Annotated in this window: 23 protein-coding genes and 1 riboswitch; of the genes, 15 read left to right on the top strand and 8 right to left on the bottom strand. The window is 32.1% G+C overall.

From position 1 onward, the window contains the following. Window positions 1–207 precede the first annotated feature (207 nt). Complete coding sequence (locus ABD935_RS01400) at window positions 208–1,692, top strand: S41 family peptidase (protein ID WP_345189728.1); 1,485 nt, start codon at window positions 208–210, stop codon at window positions 1,690–1,692. Next, window positions 1,685–2,410, top strand: a complete 726-nt coding sequence (locus tag ABD935_RS01395; RefSeq protein WP_345189726.1) for a Dph6-related ATP pyrophosphatase — start codon at window positions 1,685–1,687, stop codon at window positions 2,408–2,410. The genes ABD935_RS01400 and ABD935_RS01395 overlap by 8 nt, the downstream gene beginning before the upstream one ends. A gap of 45 nt (window positions 2,411–2,455) precedes the next feature. Here the strand turns inward: ABD935_RS01395 and ABD935_RS01390 are convergent, their stop codons facing one another. Both ABD935_RS01390 and ABD935_RS01385 read right to left on the bottom strand, forming a co-directional pair. Beyond that, the gene (locus ABD935_RS01390) at window positions 2,456–3,514 is read right to left on the bottom strand and encodes a YncE family protein (RefSeq protein WP_345189725.1); all 1,059 of its coding nucleotides are present in this window, start codon (window positions 3,512–3,514) and stop codon (window positions 2,456–2,458) included. Between the two features lie 3 nt (window positions 3,515–3,517). After that, window positions 3,518–5,350: a TonB-dependent receptor plug domain-containing protein gene (locus tag ABD935_RS01385; RefSeq protein WP_345189724.1), complete on the bottom strand. Its 1,833-nt coding sequence runs from the start codon at window positions 5,348–5,350 to the stop codon at window positions 3,518–3,520. A 31-nt stretch (window positions 5,351–5,381) separates the two neighbouring features. Continuing rightward, a riboswitch (cobalamin riboswitch) is annotated at window positions 5,382–5,682 on the bottom strand. Window positions 5,683–5,888: 206 nt separating this feature from the next. On the opposite strand from ABD935_RS01385, the gene ABD935_RS01380 reads away from it, so the two are divergent. The 11 genes from ABD935_RS01380 (at window position 5,889) to ABD935_RS01330 (ending at window position 16,087) form a co-directional block, all read left to right on the top strand. Next, complete coding sequence (locus tag ABD935_RS01380; RefSeq protein ID WP_345189723.1) at window positions 5,889–7,037, top strand: ABC transporter substrate-binding protein; 1,149 nt, start codon at window positions 5,889–5,891, stop codon at window positions 7,035–7,037. Further along, window positions 7,038–8,069 (top strand): FecCD family ABC transporter permease, encoded by a 1,032-nt coding sequence (locus tag ABD935_RS01375; protein WP_345189722.1) that lies wholly within the window; start codon window positions 7,038–7,040, stop codon window positions 8,067–8,069. Between the two features lie 174 nt (window positions 8,070–8,243). Next, window positions 8,244–9,038 carry an ABC transporter ATP-binding protein gene (locus ABD935_RS01370; RefSeq protein ID WP_345189721.1) on the top strand — a complete coding sequence of 265 codons (795 nt, stop codon included), beginning with the start codon at window positions 8,244–8,246 and terminating at the stop codon, window positions 9,036–9,038. Between the two features lie 114 nt (window positions 9,039–9,152). After that, on the top strand, window positions 9,153–10,856 hold the full coding sequence (locus ABD935_RS01365; protein WP_345189720.1) for a tetratricopeptide repeat protein: 1,704 nt from the start codon (window positions 9,153–9,155) through the stop codon (window positions 10,854–10,856). An 11-nt stretch (window positions 10,857–10,867) separates the two neighbouring features. Continuing rightward, window positions 10,868–11,500: an SCO family protein gene (locus ABD935_RS01360; RefSeq protein ID WP_345189718.1), complete on the top strand. Its 633-nt coding sequence runs from the start codon at window positions 10,868–10,870 to the stop codon at window positions 11,498–11,500. A gap of 71 nt (window positions 11,501–11,571) precedes the next feature. Further along, a complete protein-coding gene (locus ABD935_RS01355; RefSeq protein ID WP_345189717.1) occupies window positions 11,572–12,891 on the top strand; it encodes a DNA recombination protein RmuC in 1,320 nt (439 codons plus the stop codon). A 191-nt stretch (window positions 12,892–13,082) separates the two neighbouring features. Further along, window positions 13,083–13,619 (top strand): acyl-CoA thioesterase, encoded by a 537-nt coding sequence (locus tag ABD935_RS01350; RefSeq protein ID WP_345189716.1) that lies wholly within the window; start codon window positions 13,083–13,085, stop codon window positions 13,617–13,619. 94 nt (window positions 13,620–13,713) lie between these two features. Further along, entirely contained in the window at window positions 13,714–14,091 is a 378-nt protein-coding gene (locus ABD935_RS01345; RefSeq protein WP_345189714.1) for an OB-fold protein, read from the top strand. A gap of 138 nt (window positions 14,092–14,229) precedes the next feature. Then, on the top strand, window positions 14,230–15,078 hold the full coding sequence (locus ABD935_RS01340) for a DUF5777 family beta-barrel protein (protein ID WP_345189713.1): 849 nt from the start codon (window positions 14,230–14,232) through the stop codon (window positions 15,076–15,078). A gap of 72 nt (window positions 15,079–15,150) precedes the next feature. Further along, window positions 15,151–15,480: a c-type cytochrome gene (locus ABD935_RS01335; RefSeq protein WP_345189712.1), complete on the top strand. Its 330-nt coding sequence runs from the start codon at window positions 15,151–15,153 to the stop codon at window positions 15,478–15,480. A 64-nt stretch (window positions 15,481–15,544) separates the two neighbouring features. Further along, complete coding sequence (locus tag ABD935_RS01330; protein ID WP_345189710.1) at window positions 15,545–16,087, top strand: YceI family protein; 543 nt, start codon at window positions 15,545–15,547, stop codon at window positions 16,085–16,087. 101 nt (window positions 16,088–16,188) lie between these two features. On the opposite strand, the gene ABD935_RS01325 is transcribed toward ABD935_RS01330, so the two are convergent. The 3 genes from ABD935_RS01325 to rpmH all read right to left on the bottom strand — a co-directional run bounded on the left by ABD935_RS01325 (window position 16,189) and on the right by rpmH (window position 22,708). Beyond that, on the bottom strand, window positions 16,189–19,320 hold the full coding sequence (locus ABD935_RS01325) for a GEVED domain-containing protein (protein WP_345189709.1): 3,132 nt from the start codon (window positions 19,318–19,320) through the stop codon (window positions 16,189–16,191). Between the two features lie 261 nt (window positions 19,321–19,581). Continuing rightward, window positions 19,582–22,434 carry a carbamoyl-phosphate synthase large subunit gene (gene carB, locus ABD935_RS01320; protein ID WP_345189708.1) on the bottom strand — a complete coding sequence of 951 codons (2,853 nt, stop codon included), beginning with the start codon at window positions 22,432–22,434 and terminating at the stop codon, window positions 19,582–19,584. Window positions 22,435–22,546: 112 nt separating this feature from the next. Further along, window positions 22,547–22,708, bottom strand: a complete 162-nt coding sequence (rpmH, locus tag ABD935_RS01315) for a 50S ribosomal protein L34 (RefSeq protein ID WP_345189707.1) — start codon at window positions 22,706–22,708, stop codon at window positions 22,547–22,549. A gap of 298 nt (window positions 22,709–23,006) precedes the next feature. Here rpmH and ABD935_RS01310 point away from each other — a divergent pair, with 298 nt between their 5' ends. Beyond that, window positions 23,007–23,582, top strand: coding sequence for a tetratricopeptide repeat protein (locus ABD935_RS01310; RefSeq protein WP_345189706.1), 576 nt, complete (start codon window positions 23,007–23,009; stop codon window positions 23,580–23,582). Window positions 23,583–23,590: 8 nt separating this feature from the next. Here the strand turns inward: ABD935_RS01310 and ABD935_RS01305 are convergent, their stop codons facing one another. From ABD935_RS01305 to ABD935_RS01295, 3 genes are read right to left on the bottom strand one after another with little or no spacing between them, the layout of a single operon-like run. After that, window positions 23,591–24,016, bottom strand: coding sequence for a PH domain-containing protein (locus tag ABD935_RS01305; RefSeq protein ID WP_345189705.1), 426 nt, complete (start codon window positions 24,014–24,016; stop codon window positions 23,591–23,593). A gap of 31 nt (window positions 24,017–24,047) precedes the next feature. After that, window positions 24,048–24,968, bottom strand: coding sequence for a lytic transglycosylase domain-containing protein (locus ABD935_RS01300; protein WP_345189704.1), 921 nt, complete (start codon window positions 24,966–24,968; stop codon window positions 24,048–24,050). Between the two features lie 35 nt (window positions 24,969–25,003). Then, window positions 25,004–25,669 (bottom strand): alpha/beta hydrolase family protein, encoded by a 666-nt coding sequence (locus ABD935_RS01295; RefSeq protein ID WP_345189702.1) that lies wholly within the window; start codon window positions 25,667–25,669, stop codon window positions 25,004–25,006. Window positions 25,670–25,785: 116 nt separating this feature from the next. On the opposite strand from ABD935_RS01295, the gene ABD935_RS01290 reads away from it, so the two are divergent. Next, the gene (locus ABD935_RS01290; protein ID WP_345189730.1) at window positions 25,786–26,082 is read left to right on the top strand and encodes an N-acetyltransferase; all 297 of its coding nucleotides are present in this window, start codon (window positions 25,786–25,788) and stop codon (window positions 26,080–26,082) included. Window positions 26,083–26,094 lie beyond the last annotated feature (12 nt).

Genomic DNA, 26,094 nt, shown 5'->3' with positions numbered 1-26,094 from the left:
AGTAAAAGCAATGAAATAAATCAGTAAAATGGTTAGATTTAGTGTGTCCAAAATTTATTTAGGACAGGATTGTTAAAATACAATCAATTTCCCTAAACCCAGACTTTTTGCTAATTACCGAAATAACAATTTCAAGTAATTATTTTTAATTCACAATAATGTAAGTAAATTTAGGGTTTTATAGACTACTTATGACAAACAGATTATATGAGAAATTTTAAAGCCCTAACACTACTTCTTTTAGTTTCATTTGCAACTATTGGTTGTTTTGAAGATAATGATGATATCCCAATAGCTACAAGCAAAATAAACGATTTTGTTTGGAAAGGCATGAATCTTTTTTATTTATATAAAGACGATGTTCCTGATTTAGCAAATAATCGTTTTTCAAGCAATAATAGTGAATATGCCGATTACTTGAATAGTTTCCAAAGACCAGAAAACTTATTTGAAAGTTTGATTTATAACAGAGAAAACGTAGATAGATTCAGCTGGATTGTTGATGATTATATTGCTTTAGAACAATTTTTTAGTGGTATTTCTAGCAACAACGGTATGGAATATCAGCTTTTTAAATTTTCCACCACAGGTACAAACCAATATGGTGTGGTTACACATGTGTTACCAAATACTGATGCTGAAGCTAAAGGCATTAAACGCGGTGATATTTTTTATGGGATTGATAATGTACAACTTACTGAGGGCAATAAATCTCAGCTTCTAAGGCAAAACAATTATACTATTAATTTAGGAGCATATAATGATAATGGCACACCAGAAGTTAGTGATGATTCTGTAAATACAACCTCAGAAAGTATTTCATTATCGAAATCAATATATACAGAAAACCCAATTCTAGTAAATTCAGTTCTTAACGTTGGTAATACAAAAATTGGATACTTAATGTATAATGGTTTTACCGGTACCAATCAATTTAATACGGAATTAAACACTGTTTTCGGTTCATTTAAAAGTAATAATATCAATGAATTGGTTTTAGATTTACGTTATAATCCAGGTGGCTCTGTTTATACTGCTATTATATTATCTAGTTTAATTACAGGGCAATTTACAGGCGATGTTTTTAGTACCGAACAGTGGAATATGGAATTCCAAGAAGTTTATCAAAACCAAAATCCAGAGTTATTAATTAACAAGTTTATAAATAATGATAATGGTGCTTCTTTAAACAGTTTGAACCTTACTAAAGTTTATGTGCTAACTACAAAAAGAAGTGCTTCTGCAAGCGAATTAATCATTAATTCATTACGCCCTTATATTGATGTTGTTCAAATAGGCACAACAACTGCTGGAAAATATCAAGCTTCAACGACATTATATGATTCTCCAAATTTTAGACGAGAAGATGCTAATCAAGGCCACGCCTACGCCATGCAGCCTTTAATTTTTAAATCACTTAATGTTAATGGGGTAACTGATTATTTTAACGGACTTACCCCAGACATTGTTTTAGGAGAACAATTTAATAATTTAGGGATATTAGGAAATCAAAACGAGCCGCTTTTAGCTGCTGCCATTTCACGAATAATGGGAACAGGACGTTTTACTAAATCAAAATCAAATTTTCTTAAAATCACTAATGGTAGTGAGGATTTTGAACCTTTTGAAACGGGTATGTACGTTGAAAAGGAACTGCCTTTAAACCTTATAAATAATTTTCTTTTTGAATAAACACAAAACCTACTTCAACTGGAGTTCTGGCAAAGATTCCGCTTTGGCGCTATATCATTTATTGCAAGATAATAATTATAGTGTTGAGGAATTAATTACGACGGTTAACAGTCATTACAATCGTGTATCCATGCATGGATTAAGAAAGGAACTATTAATAGCCCAAACCCATGCTATAAATATCCCGGCTAGTTTAATAGAACTTCCCGAAATGCCAAGTATGGAAATCTATGAACAGAAAATGCTTGAAACAGTTACCAGACTGAAAAATGACAATTTTACCCATAGTGCATTTGGCGATATTTTTCTTGAAGATTTAAGAGATTATAGAGAGAAACAATTGGCCAAACAAGGCTTTAAAGCTGTTTTTCCTATTTGGAAACGAGACACCAAAGCTTTACTAAATGAGTTTTTAGATTTAGGTTTTAAAACCATTATAGTTTGTGCTAATTCGAAATATTTTGGTGAAGAATTTGTTGGCACCATTATAGATAAAAACTTTATTAATAATTTACCCGATGCTGTTGACCCTTGCGGAGAAAATGGAGAGTTTCACACGTTTTGTTTTGATGGTCCTATTTTTAAAAAACCCATACCTTTTACTTTAGGAGAAAAAGTGTATCGTGAGTATAACGCACCTAAATCAGATGATGATTCTGTTTGCAAAAGTGAAGATGAAAGGTACGGTGTTTGGTATTGCGATTTGATTCCTGAATAAAAAAAGACCTGTCAGGTTTTTAAAACCTGACAGGTCTGAAAATATTTAATTAAAATATACACTTCCAGGAATAATATTTACAGTAGTGGTATTAATTAATGTATTTGTTGACAATTGGTAAGACGTTAAAGTTCCTTTACTCGCAAAATCTCCAGCATCAACACCATATAACACACCATTATTTACATTCATATTATAAAAGCTAAGCCCCGAAATTTCTGAATTAGTTGGCAATGTGGTTTCAGAATTATTCATTTTATATACAGAACCATCTAGGTAATAATATAATGTATCATTTTCAACAGATAAAAAGTTTGGATGCTCCGTTACATCAAAATCTATGGAAGTAGCAGTATTAGTAACTGTATTTATTTTAAATAATTTTCCAGCAGTTTCACTTCCTGTCCATGCTGGTTTCCCGCCACACAGTACCCACAAATTTCCAGAAGCATCAAATTGTAATGTGTTCGGTACATCGCCAACTGTAATTGTTGCTGTTACTGCATCAGACGTTGCATCTATTACTGAAACTTTATCGTTCTGACTAAACCCGCCTTGTTGCGCTACATAAATGGTGTTTCCATTAGCTATAATTTCTTCCGGACCTTCTACAACCGAAATGGTATTACTTGCTAATGTATTTATGCTTAAATCAATAATGGCAATATAATCATCAGTGGCGTTTCCTCCATCACCCCAATTTGTAACATAGCCTTTTCCATTCGAAAAAGCTATAAACCTAGGGTTACTTAATCCTGAATTAATTGTTGCAACAGATTCAAACGTATAGCGATTAACGATTTCTATTTTATTAGAAACATTTAAAACAATATAGGCCAAATCATCATTAAATGCTATACTCTGTGCCGTGTCTCCTAAAAGCGAACTGTTTATAGTATTAAATACATTGTTTTCAACCGTCTCCAAATCGTAAGTAGCAAAAGAAATTGATGCATTCCCTTGCCCAAAATTCCCTTCATGAGATATTAAAATTCCATTTTCGTAATCGCCTTTTGGTGATGGCACACTTACATCATCGCTACTACAGGAGGTAAAAACAAAAGTTAAGGATACTAGTACTACTGCAATTCTTTTTAAGTTCATTGTTTAAAATTTAAGTGTTAATTGTAAAGTGAAATTTCTATTAGGCATGGGCCTTAGTGACACATTTTCGTAATAGGTATTGTATATATTATTAATTTTAAAATCTACTAAATACTGATTGTTTCTTTTTGAATTGAAGGTATAAGCCAACCCAAAATTACCGACATCAAATCCCTCTAACACACCCCCTATTATGTCTACTTTTCCATTATATAAATGTTGGTAAAACATTGTAAATGCTTTATAATGATATGAAATAGCTGTATTGGCTTTATGAGCAGGCACGTAAAACAAATCTTGTTCTTTTTCTAAATCCCTAGCAACAGTATAAGAATAGTTAGAAGCTATATCAAGAGCATGTTTATTAAACTGCTTTTTGAATTTCAACTCGGCTTCTACTCCATAATTACTGGCACTTGCTACATTAACAGGATTCCAATAACCGGTATTAGTGTTTGGACGCCATTGTATTAAATCTGAACTTTTTATATAAAATGTATTAAGACTACCTATAAAATCTTTAACCAAAATATTTTGACCAATATCTATTTGAAATGATGATTCTGGTTTTAAATCTAAATTCCCAGCGGGTTGCCAATACAAATCGTTAAATGTTGGAACTCTAAAGTTTTTAGAAGCATTAATTTTTAAAGTATAGGCTTTAGTTGCTTTAAAACTAGCATCTGCAGAAAAAACGATGGGACTTTTAAAATTAGAAATAACATCTTTTCTAGCACTCAATGCATATTGCAATTTTGGATAAGGTGAATGGCTTAAAATGGTCGTTATTGAGAATGCATTACGTTTAGGGCTACTAAAACTATGTCCCTTAGCGGTTACATAACTGTAATCTGTAATAGTATTTAGCTCTATTTTTTTTGAGAATTTATAGTTAAAACTATACTTTACCAACCAAGTATTGGCGCTTCCTTCAGAAAAATTAGAACTATTTTTATTTTCAAAATATTTAAATTCCTCTAACAAATTAACGGCTTTCAACTTGGAACTCATAGCTCCTGAAGCCCTTACCCATTCTAACATCGTACGATAATCGTTGCTTAGATATTTACTATCGGAGGGCGCCACCAGCGTAGATGAGAATTCTCTATCGCTTCTAAAATTTTGATGGTATAATTTAATAACGTCATTTTTTGAAATTACATAACCAACATTCAAGTTTAAATCCAAATTATTGAATGCGGCATTTTCATTTTCTTTATCGGTTCCTAAAAACCTATAATTATTATCAGAATCTTTATAAGCGGCACCAATAGTTGCAGTCCATAAATTTGAACCAAATGAAGAATTAAAAGCCATTTCCTTGGTGTCAAAACTACCATAAGACAATTTCAACCTGTTTTCAAAATGTGATTTAAACTCTAACTCATTATTTAAATGCACACTGCCACCAATAGAACCACTACCATATTGCACACTGCCACCACCGCTTCTAATAGCTATAGAATTATAATTTGAAGTACTTACAGTATTAAAATCAACTTGACCATTAAGTTGGGAATTAATATTAATCCCATTCCAAACAACTGCTGTTTGAGAGGCATTAGTACCTCTAAAAGAAGGTGAAGATACCATACCATATCCATTTTCCTTTAAATAAATATTAGAGTTGTATCGTAATACATCCGTTAGAGAGGTATTATTTTTTCTGAGAATAGAATCTGAAAGAATGGTTACTTTATAACCTTTTGCATAGCGTTTCAATTTAACATCGCTCAGTATCACTTCATCCAATTTCTGAATAGAGTCCATAAAAGCCTGAGCATTAATTGACATGCTAAAAACAGACATAAATAAAAGGCAAATAAATAATTTCATAATATCAAATACTTTTCTCCCGAAAGTTGTTTTTGAATTCTGAAAAATGGCAGGTCTCCTGACTTGTTTTATGTTATTACACCTTCCCAGCATAAAGCCAGTGGTATTGAAGTTAATAACATCCTCAATGAGGCACCCAATCAAATTGAGCATAAACTTACAGTTGCGGGAACAGTTCTGGAATTAACTAATTACGATATACGAATTACGATTTTTTGAATGAAAACTCATTGAAATCGTAAATCTAAAATCTGCAATTGTAAATAGTTGCACCAGATTCCCTTTTAATTTGTTCACGTGAAATGAACAAAACCAAATTTCTATGCAAAAGTACTTTTTTAATATAAATGACAATTAAAAAAACTACTTTTTCTTATTCAGTTTATAAATAAGGTAAATAAATCCTATAAGAAAATGAGCTATTATTACTCCAGCTACTATATATATTGTTAAATTTGAACCATTTCGCATGATTGTATTTTTTTTAAAAATAAGCACCTATAATATAATTAAAAGTGACCATTGTCACACAGCATTTATGATTTACAAATTCCTTCTATTACATATTTTATGCTTACTGCTTAATTGTAAAAGTGAACCTAAAAAACAATTAAGGGAAATTTCAGAAGGCACTAATCTTAACGTAAAATATGCCAAAGGTTTTTCTATCAAAGACTATAAAACATATAAAATTTTAGAAATAAATAAACCTTGGCCGCAATCAAAAAAGAATTATCGATTTGCCTTATTAAAAGCTAATTACGATGCCAATTTTTGGAGTTTAGAAAAACAAAGATTTGATGATGTTATTGAGTTACCCATTAACAAAATAGTAGTCACCTCAACCACACATATTCCTGCTTTAGATTTATTAAATGTTGAACAAACTTTAATTGGGTTTCCTGGAACGGATTTTATTTCATCTGAAAAAATAAGACAACAAATAAACCAAGGAAGCATAAGAGAGCTTGGTAAAAACGATGGTTTAAATACCGAAGTATTATTAGAATTAAACCCTGATTTGGTTGTAGGTTTTGGTATTGATGGTAATAACCGTTCCTTAGAAACCATTAAAAAATCGGGAATCCCTGTGATTTTTAATGGCGATTGGGTAGAAAATTCACCGCTAGCAAAAGCAGAATGGATAAAGTTCTTTGGCGCCTTGTATAACAAAGAGAAAGAAGCTGATTCAATTTTTAACCAAATAGAAAAAAACTATTTAGAAGCGAAGCTATTAGCTCAAAATGCAAAAACAAAACCAACGGTTTTAAGTGGCGCCATGCATAATGATATTTGGTATTTGCCAAACGGAACAAGTACAGAAGCACAACTTTTAAAAGATGCTAACGTAAATTATTTATGGCAAGACACTGTAGGCTCTGGTAGTTTAAAATTGAATTTTGAATCGGTTTTTGTAAAAGCAAAAGATGCAGATATTTGGCTAAACCCTTCTAACTATTCAAGTTTTGAAACTTTGAAAAATGGTAATGAAAACCATGCCTTGTTTAAAGCATTTCAAAACAAAAACATGTTTACCTTTACAAATACTATAGGCGAATCTGGAGGAGTTTTATATTACGAATTAGGTATGACAAGACCTGACTTAGTTTTAAAAGACCTTATAAAAATTTGTCACCCAGGATTATTAGAAAATTACGAAGCTCACTTTTTTAAACCTTTGAAATAATTGCCAAATAAAAAAACATATCAACTTTCATTTATAGTTTTAATCATTATTCTAATCCTGTGTTTTTTTATGAATATTAGTTTAGGTTCTGTGTCGATTCCCTTAAAAGATATTTTTAATAGCCTAACCGGAAACCCAACGGGACAAGAAACATGGCAGCATATTATCCAAAACTACAGATTACCTAAATCCTTAACAGCTATTATAGTCGGTTCTGGATTAGGTATTTCAGGATTACTTATGCAAACCCTGTTTAGAAATCCTTTAGCAGGGCCTTTTGTATTAGGAATTAGCTCCGGGGCCAGTTTGGGAGTCGCTTTGGTTATTTTAGGTTCGGGAGTTTTTGGCGGTATTTTTGCATCGCTTTTTATTTCAAAATGGGGCGTTGTTATAGCAGCAAGCTTAGGAAGTTTTTTAGTACTGCTTGCCGTTTTAATGGTTTCTATAAAAGTTCGAGATACTATGGCTATTCTTATTATTGGGCTCATGTTTGCTAGTATTACAGCGGCAATTGTTAGCGTACTCTCCTATTTTGGTTCTGCAGAACAACTACAACAATATATTTTTTGGGGCTTTGGCAGTCTTGGGAATTTATCATGGCATGATGTACTCATTTTGTTTCTCATTTATGGATTAGGAATCATTATAAGCATTCTATCAATCAAACCTTTAAACACCTTACTTTTAGGAGAAAACTATGCCAAAAGTTTAGGATTAAATATTAAACAAAGTCGTTTAATAATCATTATAGCAACAAGTTTATTAGCGGGAACCATTACGGCTTTTACTGGACCAATTGCATTTATTGGTTTAGCTATTCCTCATATAACTCGACAAGTTTTTAATACTTCAAATCATAAAATACTATTACCAGCAGTTTTTATATTTGGTGCTATAGTCATGCTTATTTGCGATAGTATTGCTCAGTTACCAAATAGTGATTTCACGCTACCTATTAATGCCATCACATCTTTAGTAGGTGCACCAGTAGTTATTTGGTTATTAGTTAGAAAACGGAAAATGATTTTTTGAAAAAATTAACGGAAGACGGAAGACCAAAAGGCGACCTGTAGTATTGAGTAATCACAAATGATTAGTGTCCCCTTGAGGGGACTTTAGGGGTGTTTTTAAAAAATTGACGGAAGACAGAATAGAGAATAGAGAATAGAGAATAGAGAATAGAGAATAGAGAAAATTCATGAATAAGTGGCTATAAAAAACCAACATATCATATTAAAAACCGAAGATTTATCCATCGGTTATGCTTCAAAAAAAGCAAAAACCAGTGTGGCCTCAAATATCAATATTGAATTAAAAAAAGGTGAACTTATTGGACTAATCGGTGCTAACGGTATTGGAAAATCTACTTTATTAAGAACACTAACTCAAGTTCAAGCTCCTTTAAGTGGTTCTATATATTTGAACAATAAAAATGTTTTAGACTATAAGCCTTTAGACTTAGCAAAAGTGATGAGTTTGGTTTTAACCGAACAAATAGCTTCAAAAAACTTATCGGTTTTTGAATTGGTGGCTTTGGGGAGACAACCTTATACCAATTGGGTTGGCAACTTATCTGAAAAGGATAAAACAATTATCAATAAAGCAGTAGAGCAAACTAATATTGAAGAATTAAAACATAAAAAATGTTTTGAGTTAAGTGATGGGCAATTACAAAAAGTCATGATTGCTCGTGCATTGGCTCAAGATACTGACTTAATTATTCTAGATGAACCCACCACACATCTGGATATGTATCATAAAGCATATATTTTAAAACTACTTCAAAAACTAGCAAAAGAAACGAATAAAACTATTTTATTTTCTTCACATGAAATAGATTTAGCCATTCAACTCTGCGATAATATGGTTGTTATGACTAATGACACTGTTGTGTCTGACCAGCCTTGTAATCTTATAGAAAAAGGTGTTTTCGAAACTTTATTCCCAAAAGATTTAATTGCCTTTGATGTGAAGACAGGAAGTTTTAGAGTAAAGGAGTAACATCTCTTTGTATTTCATCTCAAATTTCACTATATTCACATAATTGAAAATCAACATTTTAGCACTTTTCTCCCCTTTTAATGATTTTCTGCATGTAATTAAAATCATATTCTAATGAATACTTCAAAATTATTATTACTCATAGGGGGACTTTTCATGTTCCTAAATATTTCAAGTTGCAAAAATAAAACACCAAAACCTAGCCCCGCTTTAGCTACCATAAACTTTTTAAGAGGAGATTTACTTTTGTGTGGTGACGGGCAGTTTGGAGAACTTAAGTTTTCGCTCTCTTGTAGTTATGAGACTAGAGAAACCTTCGATTTAGCAGTAGCCTTGTTACATTCCTTTCAATACAATGAATCTGAAAAAGCATTTGTTAAAGTTATAGATGCCGACCCTAATTGCCCCATGGCCTATTGGGGGGTTGCAATGAGCATTTATCATGCTGCTTGGTTTCCGCCATCAAAAGAAGATTTAATCAAAGGATCTTCAGTCTTAAAAATAGCCAAAGGATTATCAATGGACAATAAACAAAGAGATTACATAAATGCTATTGATGCTTTTTATACAGATTGGGAAACTATAGATCATAAAACACGAGCTAAAAGGTTTGAAGTTAAGATGGAGCAGATATATCTAAAATACACCGAAGATATGGAAGCGGCTATCTTTTATTCCTTAGCCTTATTTTCTACTAGAGATCGCGTTGGAAAAGATTATATAAACGAAAAAAAAGCAGGTAAAATTCTTGAAGATTTATTCGTAGAGAATCCAAATCACCCAGGTATTGCACATTATATTATTCACAATTATGACAACCCCGTTTTAGCTCAAAAAGCTTTAAAAACAGCCAGACGCTATGCAAACATAGCACCCTCTTCGGCTCATGCCCAACATATGCCTTCACATATTTTTACAAGATTAGGAATATGGCAGGAGTCAATAAATTCAAATTTACAATCTACCGAAAGCGCTAGATGCTATGCAGAATCTGCAGCTTTATCTGGTTCTTATTTTGAAGAATTGCATGGTATCGATTATTTAGTGTATGCCTATCTTCAAAAAGGAGATAATGCTAATGCACAACTGCAACACGATCTAATTAAGGAGCGGAAAAAATTTCACCCTCAGATGTTAATGGCTTCAACCTATCCTTTAGCGGCTATACCTGCAAGACTGGCTCTTGAAAACAAAGATTGGGAGCGTGCAGCAAATTTAAAACTGCAAGATGTTGAATTAAATTGGGAACAGTTTCCTTGGCAAGAAGCCATACATCATTTTGCCATTGCCATGGGCGCAGCAAATACAAACGATTTTGAAACTGTTGAAGAAAAAATTGAAATTTTAAAACAGTTGCATCAAAAGTTAATCGCTCAAAATGACAAAACACAAGACATTCCAATTAAGCTAGTAGATATTCAAATTAAAACTACTCAAGCTTGGTTAAATTTTAGAAAAAATGATTTAAAAGATGGCCTTGAATTAATGCAAGAAGCTGTTGAAATGGAACGAAAAACAAGTAAGCACCCCGTTACTCCTGGCGATGTGTTACCCGCTATAGAATTACTTGGCGATATGCTTTTAGAATTAAATAAACATGAGGAAGCGTTAGCCGCCTATGAAGAAGATTTAATTGGACGCCCAAATAGATTTAACGGCATTTACGGTGCAGCAATAGCCTCAAAAAAGTCTGGCAACACTAAAAAAGCCATCAACTATTTTAAACAACTCATTGAACTAACAAAAAACACGAATAGTGATCGGTTAGAATTGGAGGAAGCAAAAACTTACCTTAAGTTACAAAACCAATCTATTTAAAAGCTTTATAAATGAAGGTTTTCAATCTATTTATTTTCTTGTTACTTATTTTGTTTCTATCATGCAAAAATACCCTTGAAAAACCATTACCTATTTATAATCCTGCTCATTTTAATCCAGAATTAGTAGACCCTAGTCTAAGAGATAAAACTGAATATCATACCGTTTCAGACTTTAAGCTTATAAATCAAAATGGAGACACCATCACACAAAACGATTATAAAGACAAAATTTATATAGCCGATTTCTTTTTTACCAGTTGTAAAACTATTTGTCCAATGATGACAAATAATATGGCAGAAATTCAAAATACATTTTTAAAAGATGATGATGTGATGCTTTTATCATTATCGGTAACACCGGAAATTGACAGCGTATCTATTTTAAATGAATATGCCACCAATAAAGGGGCTATAGATTCAAAATGGAATATTACCACAGGTAACAAAAAACACATATACAATTTAGCTCGAAAAAGTTATTTCGCTGTTGTGGAACAAGGTGATGGCGGACTCCAAGACTTCATACACACACCTAATTTTATATTAATAGATAAGAAAAAGCAAATTCGGGGTATTTATGATGGTACAAGTACGGAAGATATCAAACAAATTATTGAGGATATTAGAATTTTAAAGCACTAGCTAAATTCTTCCTTTACCATACTTTAATCTTCCAACTTAAAAAATTATCTTTGATTATATTTATTTTCTAAATGAACGACAACCTTATTCTTATTCTCGCTATTCTTGTTTCCGCTATTATTGGAGGCTATTTAGGCATGATTTTCACAAAACTTAAAAGTAAAAGTGAACAAAGCACACTTGAAGAACGCCAAAACCAAATGGGTTCTACAATTTCTGAATTAAAAGATAATTTAAGTAAAATTGAAACTGAACGAGAAGATATTCGTCGTGAAAAAGAATTATTAAATTCTGAATTAACAAGAAAAAATACGGAATACGAAAACCTACAACAACTAAATGTAAAACGTGATGCTGAAATAGAACAGCGCCAAGAACAACTGCGTAAAGACTTTGAGTTGTTAGCTACAAAAATTCTTGATGAAAAATCTGAAAAATTCACACTTCAGAATAAAGAAAACATCAAAAGTATTTTAAATCCGCTTCAAGAAAAAATCAAAGTTTTTGAAGAAAAAGTAGACCTAACCCAAAAGGAAAGTATTAGTATGCATTCTGCTTTAAAAGAGCAATTGCTAGGTTTAAAAGACCTCAACCAACAAATGACAAAGGAAGCTACCAACCTGACTCGAGCTTTAAAAGGTGATAGTAAAATGCAAGGTAATTGGGGCGAGTTGGTTTTAGAACGTGTTTTAGAAAAATCTGGTTTAGAGAAAGACAGAGAGTATTTTGTACAACAAAGTTTTACTTTAGAAAACGGCTCACGTGTATTACCCGATGTGGTTTTACATCTTCCTGATAGCAAAAAAATGATTATAGATAGTAAAGTATCTTTAACCGATTATGAACGGTTAGTAAATGCTAATGATGACGACAAACCTCAATATTTAAAAGCACACATAAACTCTGTTAAAAAGCACGTAGACCAACTTTCGGAAAAAAATTATCAGGATTTATATGATATTGAATCGCCAGATTTTGTTTTGATGTTCATTCCTATTGAACCTGCTTTTGCTGTGGTTGTAAATGACGATAATTACATTTACAATAAAGCTTTTGAAAAGAATATAGTTATAGTAACACCATCTACATTACTAGCAACTTTACGTACCATTGACAGTATGTGGAACAATGAAAAACAACAGCAAAATGCTATTGAAATTGCACGACAAGCTGGAGCACTGTATGACAAATTTGAAGGCTTAGTGTCCGATTTAACAGGTGTTGGAAAAAAAATAGATGCTGCGAAAACCGATTATTCTGCTGCTATGAATAAATTAGTCGAAGGTAGAGGAAACCTTATTACTAGTGTTGAAAAACTTAAAAAAATGGGAGCTAAAGCTAAAAAATCGCTTCCTGAAGCTATTATAAAACGAGCTCAAGAAAATGAATAATTTAATTATGACTTTAAATTCAATTCTTAATTTAGAATTTTAATAACGGAACCGTTAAAAATTATTAAAATCGCTTTTATATCCAAAATCATTTATATCTTATTAAAAATAAGATTCTGTTTTGACGTTTAGGAATATATATTGTTATTTTGGTTCTAATACTAATCATTACAATTAAAGGTCAATTGCTTATGTTTAAACACGCCAAAGAATCACAAGTATTCATAACCGAACTCATGTTACCATCACATTCCAATTTTAGCGGAAAAATCCATGGTGGGCATATTTTGAATTTGATGGACCAAATTGCTTTTGCATGTGCTTCTAAACATTCCAGAAATTACTGCGTAACTGCATCTGTTAATAAAGTTGATTTTTTAAATCCTATTGAAGTTGGAGAGCTAGTAACTCTTAAAGCATCCGTTAACTATACAGGTAGAACTTCTATGGTTGTTGGTCTTCGCGTTGAATCTGAAAACATTCAAACAGGCAAAAAGAAGCATTGTAATTCTTCATATTTCACGATGGTTGCCAAAGATGAACATGGTAAAAATGTACCTGTTCCTGGTTTAATTTTAGATACTGAACAAAGCATTAGACGTTTTGCAAGAAGTATTGCCAGACAAGAACAAGCCAAAACACGTTCTTCTCGTTTCAAATCTTCAGAATTTAAAATTGAAGAACATTTGGAATTAATTAAAACTCAAAACGCAAAAATTATAATGTGAAATTTGCAAGGTTATTGATTTTTTACGACTTTAAACTAAGCTTACCGACTTATTAAATACCAAGAAACAGAAGAAATCAAAAATAAATAAGCTAATGCGTAAATGGATTATTTTATTTTTTTTACTAATTACAGGATTTACTCTTTACAAGTATTTCTACCAAGACCATAGAGATATACAAGCTGAAAAGGCAAACTTCATAGTCACTTCAACCTCAATGGCAACAGAATTCTCTATTAACATGTTAGAGGCTGAATCAAAATACATTGATAAAACAATAGAAATATCTGGAAAGGTTTCAGAAATCAACAATCATGATTTAACTCTTGATGAAACCATTTTTTGTCAGTTTAAAGAAAATATAAAGAAATCTATTAAATTAGATTCAAAAATAAAAATAAAAGGACGAGTTATAGGCTATGACGATTTGCTTGAGCAAGTTAAATTAGACCAATGTAGTATTACTAACTAATTTTAAAAATGACTTGATTAATGTCTCGAAGTAAAATATTGGTAAATATTTACTTAAAGTCACTGCTTTAGGAAAAACAAAGACAAAACTATTTATAAAACAATAACTTATTTATTTAACCATAACTAAATTGATAATATGAAGCACCTATTAATTATATTCTTATGTATCCCTTTTATTATTAATTCGCAAAATGATTTATTGGATGAAATAGACACAGATTCTACAGGAATACAATATGCTACTGCTATTTTTAAAGGTTTAAAAATCGTGAATTTTGAATCCACTAAACTAGTTGCTGATAAGGAATTTACGTTTATAGTATCACACAGGTTTGGAAGTTTAGAAAATGGTATCGATACATTTTTTGGTTTAGATGAAGCTGTAACAAGATTAAATTTTGTTTATGGAATTTCCGAAGGCATAAACATTGGTGTTTCCAGAAGTTCATTTTTGAAAATTTTTGATATCTCAGCTAAATATAGATTATTGAGGCAGCAAGAAAATGGGTTTCCGTTTACCATAGTTGGTTATAACGCCATACTAATAAACACAGCGTTAGAAAAAGATAATTTACCACTTTTAGAGTTTAAACATCGTTTGGGCTATACGGTTCAATTTCTTGTATCCAGAAAAATAAATACTAATTTTTCTATAGAATTAGCACCTACTTTTTTTCACGACAATTATGTTGTTATTGATGAACAAAGTAATTCTCAATTTGCACTTGGTTTTGGTGGGCGTTATAAACTTAGTAAACGCTGGTCTGTTAATGCAGATTATGGTTTACACTTAAACAGGGCTAGTAATTCGCCATTTAAAAACCCTTTATCTATAGGTTTAGATTTAGAAACCGGTGGCCATGTGTTTCAAATGCATTTTACAAACGCTCAAGCCATGAATACCAATGGGTTTTTAGGACAAGGTTTTGGAGATTGGTCTGATGGAAATATCTACTTCGGATTTAACTTAAGTAGAACTTTTTAATTTTTAAAATGAATAAATAATTAATAAAAAAAGAAAGCTATGAAATTTAAAAACTTAATTTATGCCTCAGCAATGTCAATATTGCTGTTTAATTGTTCAAGCGATAGCAACGATGATTTAGCCCCTAAAGAAGAAGAAATAGATCCAGACCCAACTGCTATAACTTATGATGCAAACATTAAAAGTATATTTAGTAGCAATTGTACTAATTGTCATGGAAGCCAACCAACAAATGGTGCACCAACATCTTATACGACTTACACTCAGGTAAAAAATTCAATAGACAAAATTATTAATCGTATTAATAATGCTTCTAATCCGATGCCGCAAAGTGGTCTTATGTCTCAATCGTTGAGAGATGATATTCAACAATGGAAAGATGATGGTCTATTAGAAAACTAATTGTTTAGCATATGGCAAGTATTTTGTATTTATTATATTGAACTGATTTAAAACAATTATTAATATGAAAAAATCAGTCTATTTAATTGCTTTTATAAGCGTTAACATATTTTCTCAGGCAAAATACCTAACAAAAACTGGGGTTATTAATTTCGAAGCATCGGTGCCTTCAGTTGAAGAAGTTAAAGCCACTAACAATGCAGTTACCGCTATTATAAATTCTGATAGTGGTGAATTTGCCGCATTAGTTCTTGTGAAGGGTTTTCGTTTTAAAAACGCTTTAATGGAAGAGCATTTTAATGAAAATTATGCGGAATCCGACACCTACCCAAAAGCAACTTTTAAAGGAAAAATAAAAGATTTTTCTTTGGATAAATTAAACTCAACATCCTCATTTATTGCCGATGGTGTATTAACTTTTCATGGAAAAACAAAACAGCTTGAAGGTGTCATTTTAAACATTACAAAAAGCGATGACACCATTTCAATATCTAGTGTTTTTAATGTGAATGTTTCAGATTTTGATATTAAAATCCCTAAAATAGTTCGAGACAAAATCTCCAGAAATGTAGATATTTCTTTCGACTTTAACCTAAAAAAGAAGTAACTTCAAAATGATTTATAATAAGAAAGCCGCTTAACGCGGCTTTCAATATTTACTCAGAGTGTTTATTCAAAAATATGCTTTGCAAACTTTCAGTTAAAACACTATTCCTTTATAAATTTACTCATTAAGTCCATAGTATTCGTTTTTACTTTAAGAAAATAGAATCCATTTGGCAGACCCGAAGTATTTATAACATTCTTATCGGTTTTTGAATTGAACATCACTTTTTTACCAGTTATATCATAAATGGCATATCCCTTTATTACGCCATTGTTCTCTAAAGAAACCGTTAATTGGTCCGGTACAGGGTTTGGGTAAATCTTAAATTTAGAATTTGAAAAATCACTTATACTTAATGTACTTGTAACCGTAATACCGTAATCATCGGCACGTTCAACAAAACCATTACCACATGCAACGGGAGCTTGGATATGATCAGATATCACTCGCATCCTTAGTAACGTATTTGTTATAGCAGTAGCTGGAGGTGTAACACTTACTGATGGTGATCCTACAGAACTTGCTGCAATATTATCAGTTAAAACCTGTTCATTATTTCCATTATTATTAGATGTTTCAAAAACCCCATTATTATCCCAATCAATCCACACTTCTAGAAATGCACTTCCATCGCTTCTAGACTGGTATGTAACATCTAAATCATAGGCGGTTGAAGCGACTAAAGATGTATTATCAGAACATATAAAATTATTCATCGTACTAGCAGGTATAAATGTACTTGTTGCATTATTTAATGTGTTAAAAGTAACATTAGTAACCCCACAACCAAAATCATTATTATTATTAGTACTAGAAACAGAACATGCAGCTACTACCGTTTCATCTGTAATAATAATATACTCTGTATCTGAGGTACAACCTGCAGAAGTAACAGTAACTGTATAAGTTCCAGCTTCAGTAATTGTTGCTGACGCGCTATTACCAAGTCCATTGTTCCAACTATAACTATCACCGCCAGATGCCGTTACGCTAATGGAAGGCGCAGTATCACAAGTAAGTGCAGTTGCACCTGTATTGTTCGTAATAATAGCAGTTGTAGGTGACCTACTATCTGTAATTACTATACTCGTTGTATCTGTGCAACCATCTAACGACGTTGCTGTAACCATGTATGTACCAGGTTCTGCAATAGATATATCTGAGGTTATGCCCTTATTATTATCCCAAAGGTAGCTAACTCCTCCTGTTGCTGTTACACTAATTGAAGGCGCTGCACAAGTTAACTCTGTTACACCACTGTTATTAGTTATTCCTGCTGTTGGTGGTGTACAAACTGGTTTAACATAAACACCATAATCGTCAGCACGTTGAGCCAACCCATTTCCACATTCGTTAGGAGCACTACCATAATTTGATATAACTCGCATTCTAAGCAGCATATTTAATGTAGCATTTGCAGGTGGCATTACACTTCCTGATGCATTATGTGAACCTGCTGAACTTATTGGCACATTATCAGTTAAAACGCTTTCATTATCTCCATTACTATTAGAAATTTCAAAACTTCCACTATTATCCCAGTCTATCCATACTTCTAAATATTGAGCAGCACCATCTATCGACTTATAAATAACGTCCAAATCATAAGGTGTTCCAACATTAACCGTAGTATTATCAGAACATGTAAAATCTTGAATAACTGGATTAGCAGGTATAGCTGTACCTGTTACATTGTTTAAAGTATTAAATAAAACACTAGTTACTCCAGTACCAAAATTTTTATTGGTATTGCTAGTATTAGTCGTAACCGAACACCCGGCTATAACTCCCGAACTTACAGATATATTTCCTGCTTTAGTTAAACTAGTGGTGCCATGCAAATTTGTTACCGCAAGTGTTACATCATACAATCCAGAATTATCAAATGTAATTGTAGGATTTTGATCTGTTGAGGTATATGGTGTATCTACATTATTGTTAAAAGTCCATAGAAACGTTATATTATCATACCCTGTATTGGTTTTAGTATTTGGTGTACAACTTGACTCATCTTTAAAAGTTATTGTATTCCCAAGACAGGCATGTGTTCCCGATGATGTGAAATAGACCGTAGCCGTTGAAGCTGGGGTTAGCGCAGGACTTGTAAGAAAAGAAGCTCTAGCACCAGTTAATGCAGCTTGTGACACAGCACGCTGACCTCCTGTAAATTCAGTAGGACAACCTGTATAATCCATATAATTATGCATATGATCTTGATGTGTGCCAGTATCTCTTCTGAATCCAGTATCCGGATTAATTTCTTGATCGAATGTTAAATCACAATTATTTGCATCACTATTACCACAATCATTATAAATTGAAGGATCTATAGACGATGTCCTAATGTGGTTTGGGGTATCTGCAATAAGATCACCCGCACCAGTAGGACAACTTGTTCCATTACTATCACCCTGAAAAGTATGTGCTAAATTAAATGCATGTCCCATTTCATGAGCCCATACAGTTGATGATTCATTCAAATAAGAACAAGTTACAACTACAGATCCATCATAAGCCTGTCCGTGTGACGAAGCAAAATAAGCATAACCAGCTGTAAAAAACCCTCCACTAAAACAGTTCTTATTATCAATTTCATCAACAAGCCAAACATTATAATATTTGGTAGGATCCCAAATACCATACTCTTTAAGAGAATTTAATCCACCACCAGAGTCATAGTCATCTATACCCCCAGATTCACTTCTATTTACACCATTACTTACATAGGCAGGGACGCCGCTCATGTCTACACGGTCAATACCATTGGTACATCCTCCATTTTCATCTTGAATAGCTAAAGCAAATTCAATTTGCATATCTACACCATCACCAAACCCATTAGAACCAGCAACTTTTCTCCAGTAATTATTTAAATACTCCAAACCTCTTTTTACGTCTTCGTCAGAAATATTAGTACCTGTTCCAACCGATTCGCCTTTATGCATAACATGAACAACTACCGGAACTTGATAAATACCATTTGGCATTTTATTTTTCTGAGAACTAACCTTTTGAATAGATTGTATGGTTTGTAAATGACGTGCTTTATACCGAGCATCATTCTTCATTTTTTTATTATGTATAAAATCTGTCCCACAAAATTCAGGATTAAAGGGTGTGCTTTTAGTTTCAGATTTTCCTTTTTGTGAGCTAAGTTTTTGTCCATTAACGTGGTGACCTGAGAATAGAATAGCTAAAACAATTAATAAAAAGTAAGGTTGGTTTTTCATCATAGTAAGATTTTTAATAACTTTTTGAATAGCTAATATATAATATTATCCTTTCAACTAAGCTAGAAAACACGCATATCATCGATGATAGGCATTGCTATTACTTAAATACGAAGGATTATCGGATATAATTATAAGTTTTATAGATGGCTTTTTAGAAAATTAAATACTCATACCAATTCTTAAACATGAATATTTAATTTTAAAAAAACGCAATTAAAAAGCCGCTTTAAGCGGCTTTTTAATCAATTATTTCAGCGAGTCCTATTTGCTCAAATACATTTTTCGTCTTGAATATAAATCGTAAAATTCATCGTCTTTTAAACTGTCTATAAATAAAATACTCTCACCAGTACTTTTCATTTCTGGTCCTAGTTTTTTATTTACGTTATGGAATTTATCAAAAGAAAATACGGGTTGCTTTATAGCATAGCCATCTAATTTAGGTTGAAAATTAAAATCTTTCACCTTCTTATCCCCTAGCATCACTTTTGTTGCGTAATTCACATAAGGCTCTCCATAAGCTTTAGCTATAAATGGTACAGTTCTAGAAGCTCTTGGATTGGCTTCGATAATGTAAACCGTATCATCTTTAATAGCAAACTGAATATTTATTAATCCAACTGTTTTTAATGCTAAAGCAATTGTTTTAGTATGATCTATAATTTGTTGCATCACTAAAGGACCAAGATTAAATGGTGGTAATAAAGAATTACTATCTCCAGAGTGAATACCACAAGGTTCAATATGCTCCATAATTCCTATGATGTAAACATCCTCACCATCGCAAATCGCATCAGCCTCAGCTTCTATAGCACCATCTAAATAATGGTCTAACAGTAATTGATTTCCTGGCATTCTACTTAATAAATCAACAACATGTTTTTCTAATTCTTCCTTATTGATTACGATTTTCATCCCTTGGCCACCAAGTACATATGAAGGACGCACTAAAATCGGAAAATCCAACACATCTGCAATTGCAGAAGCTTCATCTGCTGTAGTTGCAATATCAAATTCAGGATATGGAATATTATTTTCTTTCAAAAGGTTTGAAAACAAACCTCTATCTTCAGCTAAATCTAGAGCCTCAAAACTAGTTCCTAATATCTTTATTCCGTATTTGGTTAATTTTTCGGCAAGTTTCAAAGCAGTTTGTCCACCAAGTTGCACGATAACGCCTTCTGGCTTTTCATGTTTGATGATATCGTAAATATGCTCCCAAAAAACGGGCTCAAAATAAAGTTTATCAGCAGTATCAAAATCTGTTGAAACTGTTTCAGGATTACAGTTAATCATTATGGTTTCGTAACCACATTCAGCAGCAGCTAAAACCCCATGAACACAACAGTAATCAAATTCGATACCTTGGCCAATTCTATTTGGACCAGACCCCAAAACAATTACTTTTTTCTTATCGGAAACTATACTTTCATTATCTGCATAACGTTTACCGTCTGCGGTTTCCATTTCACTTTCAAATGTTGAATAATAATATGGTGTTTTTGCTTCAAATTCTGCGGCACAAGTATCAACTAATTTATAAACACGATTTACACCTAACTCTTCACGTTTGTTATATACTTGACTTTCTAAACAGCCCAACATGTGCGCTATTTGTCTATCGCCATAACCTTTTTGTTTAGACTCAAGTAGTAACTCCTTTTCAATGGTATCAATAGTAAATGTTGAAATTTCATTTCTAAGGACATGTAATTCTTCATATTGCTTTAAAAACCACATATCTATTTGTGTGATTTTATGAATTTTGCTCAGAGGGATTCCCATGGCAATGGCATCATATATAATGAAAACCCTATCCCATGAAGCATAAGTTAGTTTTTCTATAATCTGATCATAATTCTTATTCTCTTTAGCGTCAGCGCCTAATCCGTTTCGTTTAATCTCAAGTGATTGTGTTGCTTTATGAAGGGCCTCTTGGAATGATCGTCCAATACCCATAACCTCTCCTACGGATTTCATTTGAAGTCCTAATCTTCTATCCGAACCTTCAAATTTATCAAAATTCCAACGTGGTATTTTTACAATAACATAATCTAAAGTTGGTTCGAATAATGCTGAAGTCGATTTTGTAATTTGGTTATTTAATTCATCTAAATGATAACCTAAAGCCAATTTAGCAGCAATTTTTGCAATTGGATACCCTGTTGCTTTACTCGCCAACGCTGAAGAACGCGATACACGCGGATTAATTTCAATAGCTATGATATCTTCATTTTCATCTGGAGATACCGCAAACTGCACGTTACAACCTCCTGCAAAATCACCAATACTACGCATCATATGAATTGCCATATCACGCATTTTTTGATACGTTCTATCGCTTAATGTCATTGCTGGAGCTACGGTAATAGAATCTCCAGTATGAATTCCAATCGGATCCATGTTTTCAATAGAACAGATTATCACAACATTATCATTAGAATCTCTAAGTAGTTCTAATTCATATTCCTTCCAGCCAATTAATGCCTTATCAATCATAACTTCATGAATAGGAGATACCTCTAATCCACGAGTTAATAATTCATCAAAATCTTCTTCTTTATAAACAAATGAAGCCCCTGCTCCACCTAAAGTAAAGGATGCTCTAATTATCAAGGGAAATCCAAATTCCTGAGCTATTTCTTTACCTTTTAAATATGAATTAGCAGTGGCTTGAGGTGCCATTGGAACACCTATTTTAAGCATCAATTCTCTGAACTGCTCTCTATCTTCTGTAATATTTATGGCATCAATATCAACACCAATAATTTCTACATCAAAATCTTTCCAAATACCTTTTTCATCAGCCTCGATACATAAGTTCAAAGCGGTTTGACCTCCCATTGTTGGCAATACTGCATCAATTTGAGGATGGTCTTTTAGAATCTTAATTATTGATTTTGTATTAAGTGGCAATAAATACACATGATCGGCCATAGCGGGGTCTGTCATGATTGTTGCAGGATTAGAATTGATTAAAATAGTTTCAATTCCATCTTCTCTAAGCGATCGTAGTGCTTGAGTTCCTGAGTAATCAAATTCACATGCTTGCCCTATTACAATTGGACCTGAGCCAATAATTAGTATCGATTTAAGTTTTGGATTTTTTGGCATTTTTACTGGTTATATGTTGAATTTCAATTTTTTACAAAAATAGTAATCAGTAGATATAAAAAAAGGCATTACACTTAAGTAACACCTTTAAATTATCAACAATTGTTAATCATTATTTTTTATGTCTAGTTTCAGTTGAAACAGATAATTTTTTTCTTCCTTTAGCTCTTCTACGAGATAACACCTTTCTACCATTAGCAGAAGCCATTCTTTCTCTGAAACCATGTTTATTTCTTCTCTTTCTTTTTGATGGCTGAAACGTTCTTTTTGGCATTGTCTTATTTTTTTAAATCTGAATTGTATTTTTTAAAGCTATGGCTTTCCTCAAAACCGAGGGCAAATATACAAAGCCTTTACAACTTTGACAAAAGTAATTTGAAAAAAATTCGAATTATTTTTTCAGAATAGAAAAACCCATGCTAGACCCTTATTTATTTGGGCTAACAGGTCATCTTTGTTAAATATCTATAGATAGATTTTAATAAAAATTTAGTTTCTTTGCACTCTTAAAACAATAAATTTGTTTAGTTTTAAACTAAACAACACTTTTTACTATTAGAAAATTTAATATCATGTACAATAAAATCATAAAACTTATCATTGCTGCGGGAATCATCGCTTTTGCTGTTTATCAATTTACAGAAGGCTATATAGGCAATGGCATTATGCTTATTCTTCTATCATTCATTTTTATATTCCTTTATTTTAAAAATGAATTTATATTACTCGCATTTTTAAAATTACGTAAACAAGATTTTGAAGGTGCTAAAAAATGGTTAAATAAAATTAAAAATCCTGAAACTGCTTTAGTAACCAAACAACAAGGGTATTTTTATTATCTACACGGTATCATGGTATCGCAAAGTAATGTGAATGAGGCAGAGAAACATTTTAAAAAAGCTATTTCTTTAGGTCTGTCTATGGATCATGATTTAGCTATGGCAAAGTTAAATTTAGCAGGTATTGCTTTTTCTAAACGTAGAAAACAAGAAGCTCAAAAATTACTTACTGAAGCTACAAAACTAGACAAACAAGGCATGCTGACGGATCAAATTAAAATGATGAAGCAAAATATGAAGCAAGCCGCTGGACCGAACCAACATTATGGCGCTGGAGGATCTATTAGAGCTCAAAAACGAAGAGGATAAATATTCGTTTACTTGATTTGGTTATTGATATTGGGGTTTAATTTAATCAAATCTTCAATAAATGCCATTTTATTTTTCGGAGATATAATAATACTGCTGGATTTTCCATAATTTAATTCTATTCTATCTGTAATAGACGCTACTGGCAAAGACAGTAATGAATTGGTTTTTGAAATGGCTGTAATTTTTTCTATCTCAATATTTTTTTTAAACAAAAAACCGCATCTTATTTTTAAAGTTTTACCTTCAATTGTATAGTCTATATTGTAAAAAATATAGAGTAAAAATAAAAATGTTGATACGTGAATTATAGATATAATAAGTAAACTCTTAAAACTTGAGTTATTAACTACCTGAAAATAAGTGATTATTACAAAAAGAAAGAAAACAGCAAATAAAAGACCGTAACTAATTTTCGATTTATAAACCTTCATAGTTTGTTATCTCTTGAAGTCCAACACTAAATTAATCATAGTACCCATCCTTAGGGATATCAATTAAATAAGATTTTCTACTCTTATTATTCAAATGAGGCTCTCGCAACCAAGGGTTATGAAGCTTTAATATCTTATAATTAATACCAAAATTTTGCGCAAACTTAGAGAAATCTGTTACCGCGGTATCTACTTCAATCTTATATGTTGGAACACTATTATATAAATCCTTATCTCTAAAATTGAATCCGTATTTGGTAGGGTTTGATAAAATCTCTTTTAAAGCAACAATTCTGAATAAATAGCGACCGGTCTCCTCTCCCAACAACAAATCATAATAACCGGTTACACCTTGTTCTCTTAAGCGTCTGGATACTCCTGCATTGCCTGCGTTATATCCCGCTGCGGCTAATGTCCAAGTTCCTAATTCATCTTTAGATTTTAAAAGATATTTACAAGCTACTTCGGTAGCCTTTTCAAGATTATAACGTTCATCTACATTTTTATTAACCTCTAAACCGTTTTCTCTACCAGTGGCTGGCATAATTTGCCAAACACCTCTTGCTCCTGCAGGAGAAACCGCGTTTGTTAAACCACTCTCTATAACCGCTAAATATTTAAAATCGTCCGGAACGCCATGTTTAGCCAAAATAGGTTCAATAATTGGAAAATATTTTTTTGCACGTTTAAACATCAATAAACCATTAGATTGCCAATAGGTGTTTACCAACAACTCACGGTCCATTCGTTCTAAAATATCTGGATTTTTAAGTGGCATCGGCTCGCCTGCAAAATCTAAATTATCTGGCACTTGAAGTGCATAAACATTATAATCGTTTATAAGTTTAGTTTCAAAATTCTCATCGGTTGGAGCATCTTGCAGGGCATAAATAAATAATGCGCATAAACTTAATAATCCCACAAACGCCAATCCTTTCTGTATAATTTTCATCTTTACTAAGTTTGGTTTAAAGTTAAATAAAATAATTAGTCCTTTAAAATAATTTTGGGCAAATTCTCATTAAACCACTTGTATTTATTAATAATCATAATATGACTTCCGTTTTTTATAGTGACACAATTTGAGATATTTTTAATGGGAAATACAGGATCATTATCTCCATGAATATGAATAATATCTGGATTACAAGTTTCTTGATTCCAACAAACCATTTGCTCTATGGCCCAACTCAAATATGCACTATCATTAACAGATAAATATTTTTTGTACAGATCTAAACGTTTAGTCACATTATTCCCAAAGGCATATTTAGCAAAAACATCAATATTGCTTGCTAATTGTGTAGGGATTAATTTATACGCCTTAGTTGCTTTTGCTAAAAGCATCCGTTTAGGTAATTCGTGCATTGACTTTACACTAGACACAATAATTAATTTTCTAACCTTAACATGCTTGTCCATTTCTTGCACCAGTACACCTCCAAAAGACACGCCTAACAGCACGATGTTATCATGCTCAATACTTTTAGATATACGAAATGCATAATCACTAACAGACTCATTATCAATAGGTATAAGCCATTCCAAAAAATGCATTTCAAATTTATCTTTAGGCAGTTTAATATGCTCGAAAATTCTAGGACTTGCAGCCATTCCCGGCATGAAATAAACATGTATTAACTCTTGAACCATAAGGTATTAACCTTTAATTTTCTTTATTTTAACGATTTATTTTTGTACTTTTGCACAAAGTTAGAGAAATAGTACTCACTATTTTAGATTCCTAAGAAATAAAACAAAAAATGACCATGGTTGAAGCTGCAGAATTAATTGACAACGATTTTCTACGTCAATTTGAAATTAAAATTGATGATGATTTAGCGAAAATTGAATACTCATTACAAGAGCGAAAGATTTTTTTAACCAAACTAATTATTCCCGAAGGCATTAAAGACGAAGACTTTCAAAAAGAATTTTTAGCTTTAGTTTTTGAACAAATAGGGGAAAGAAACTTAAGCGTTGTACCAACGAGTCCTGAAATTGCAAAATTCGTAAGGAGTAACAGGAAATACAAACGCATGCTTCCTGTTGGCGTGAGAATATAAAAAGTTAGAAAA

This window comes from Algibacter agarivorans (assembly GCF_039543245.1).
Lineage (GTDB): Bacteria > Bacteroidota > Bacteroidia > Flavobacteriales > Flavobacteriaceae > Algibacter_G > Algibacter_G agarivorans.
The sequence above is the reverse complement of the archived record's forward strand: the minus strand, read 5'-3'. Positions and strand labels throughout refer to the sequence as shown.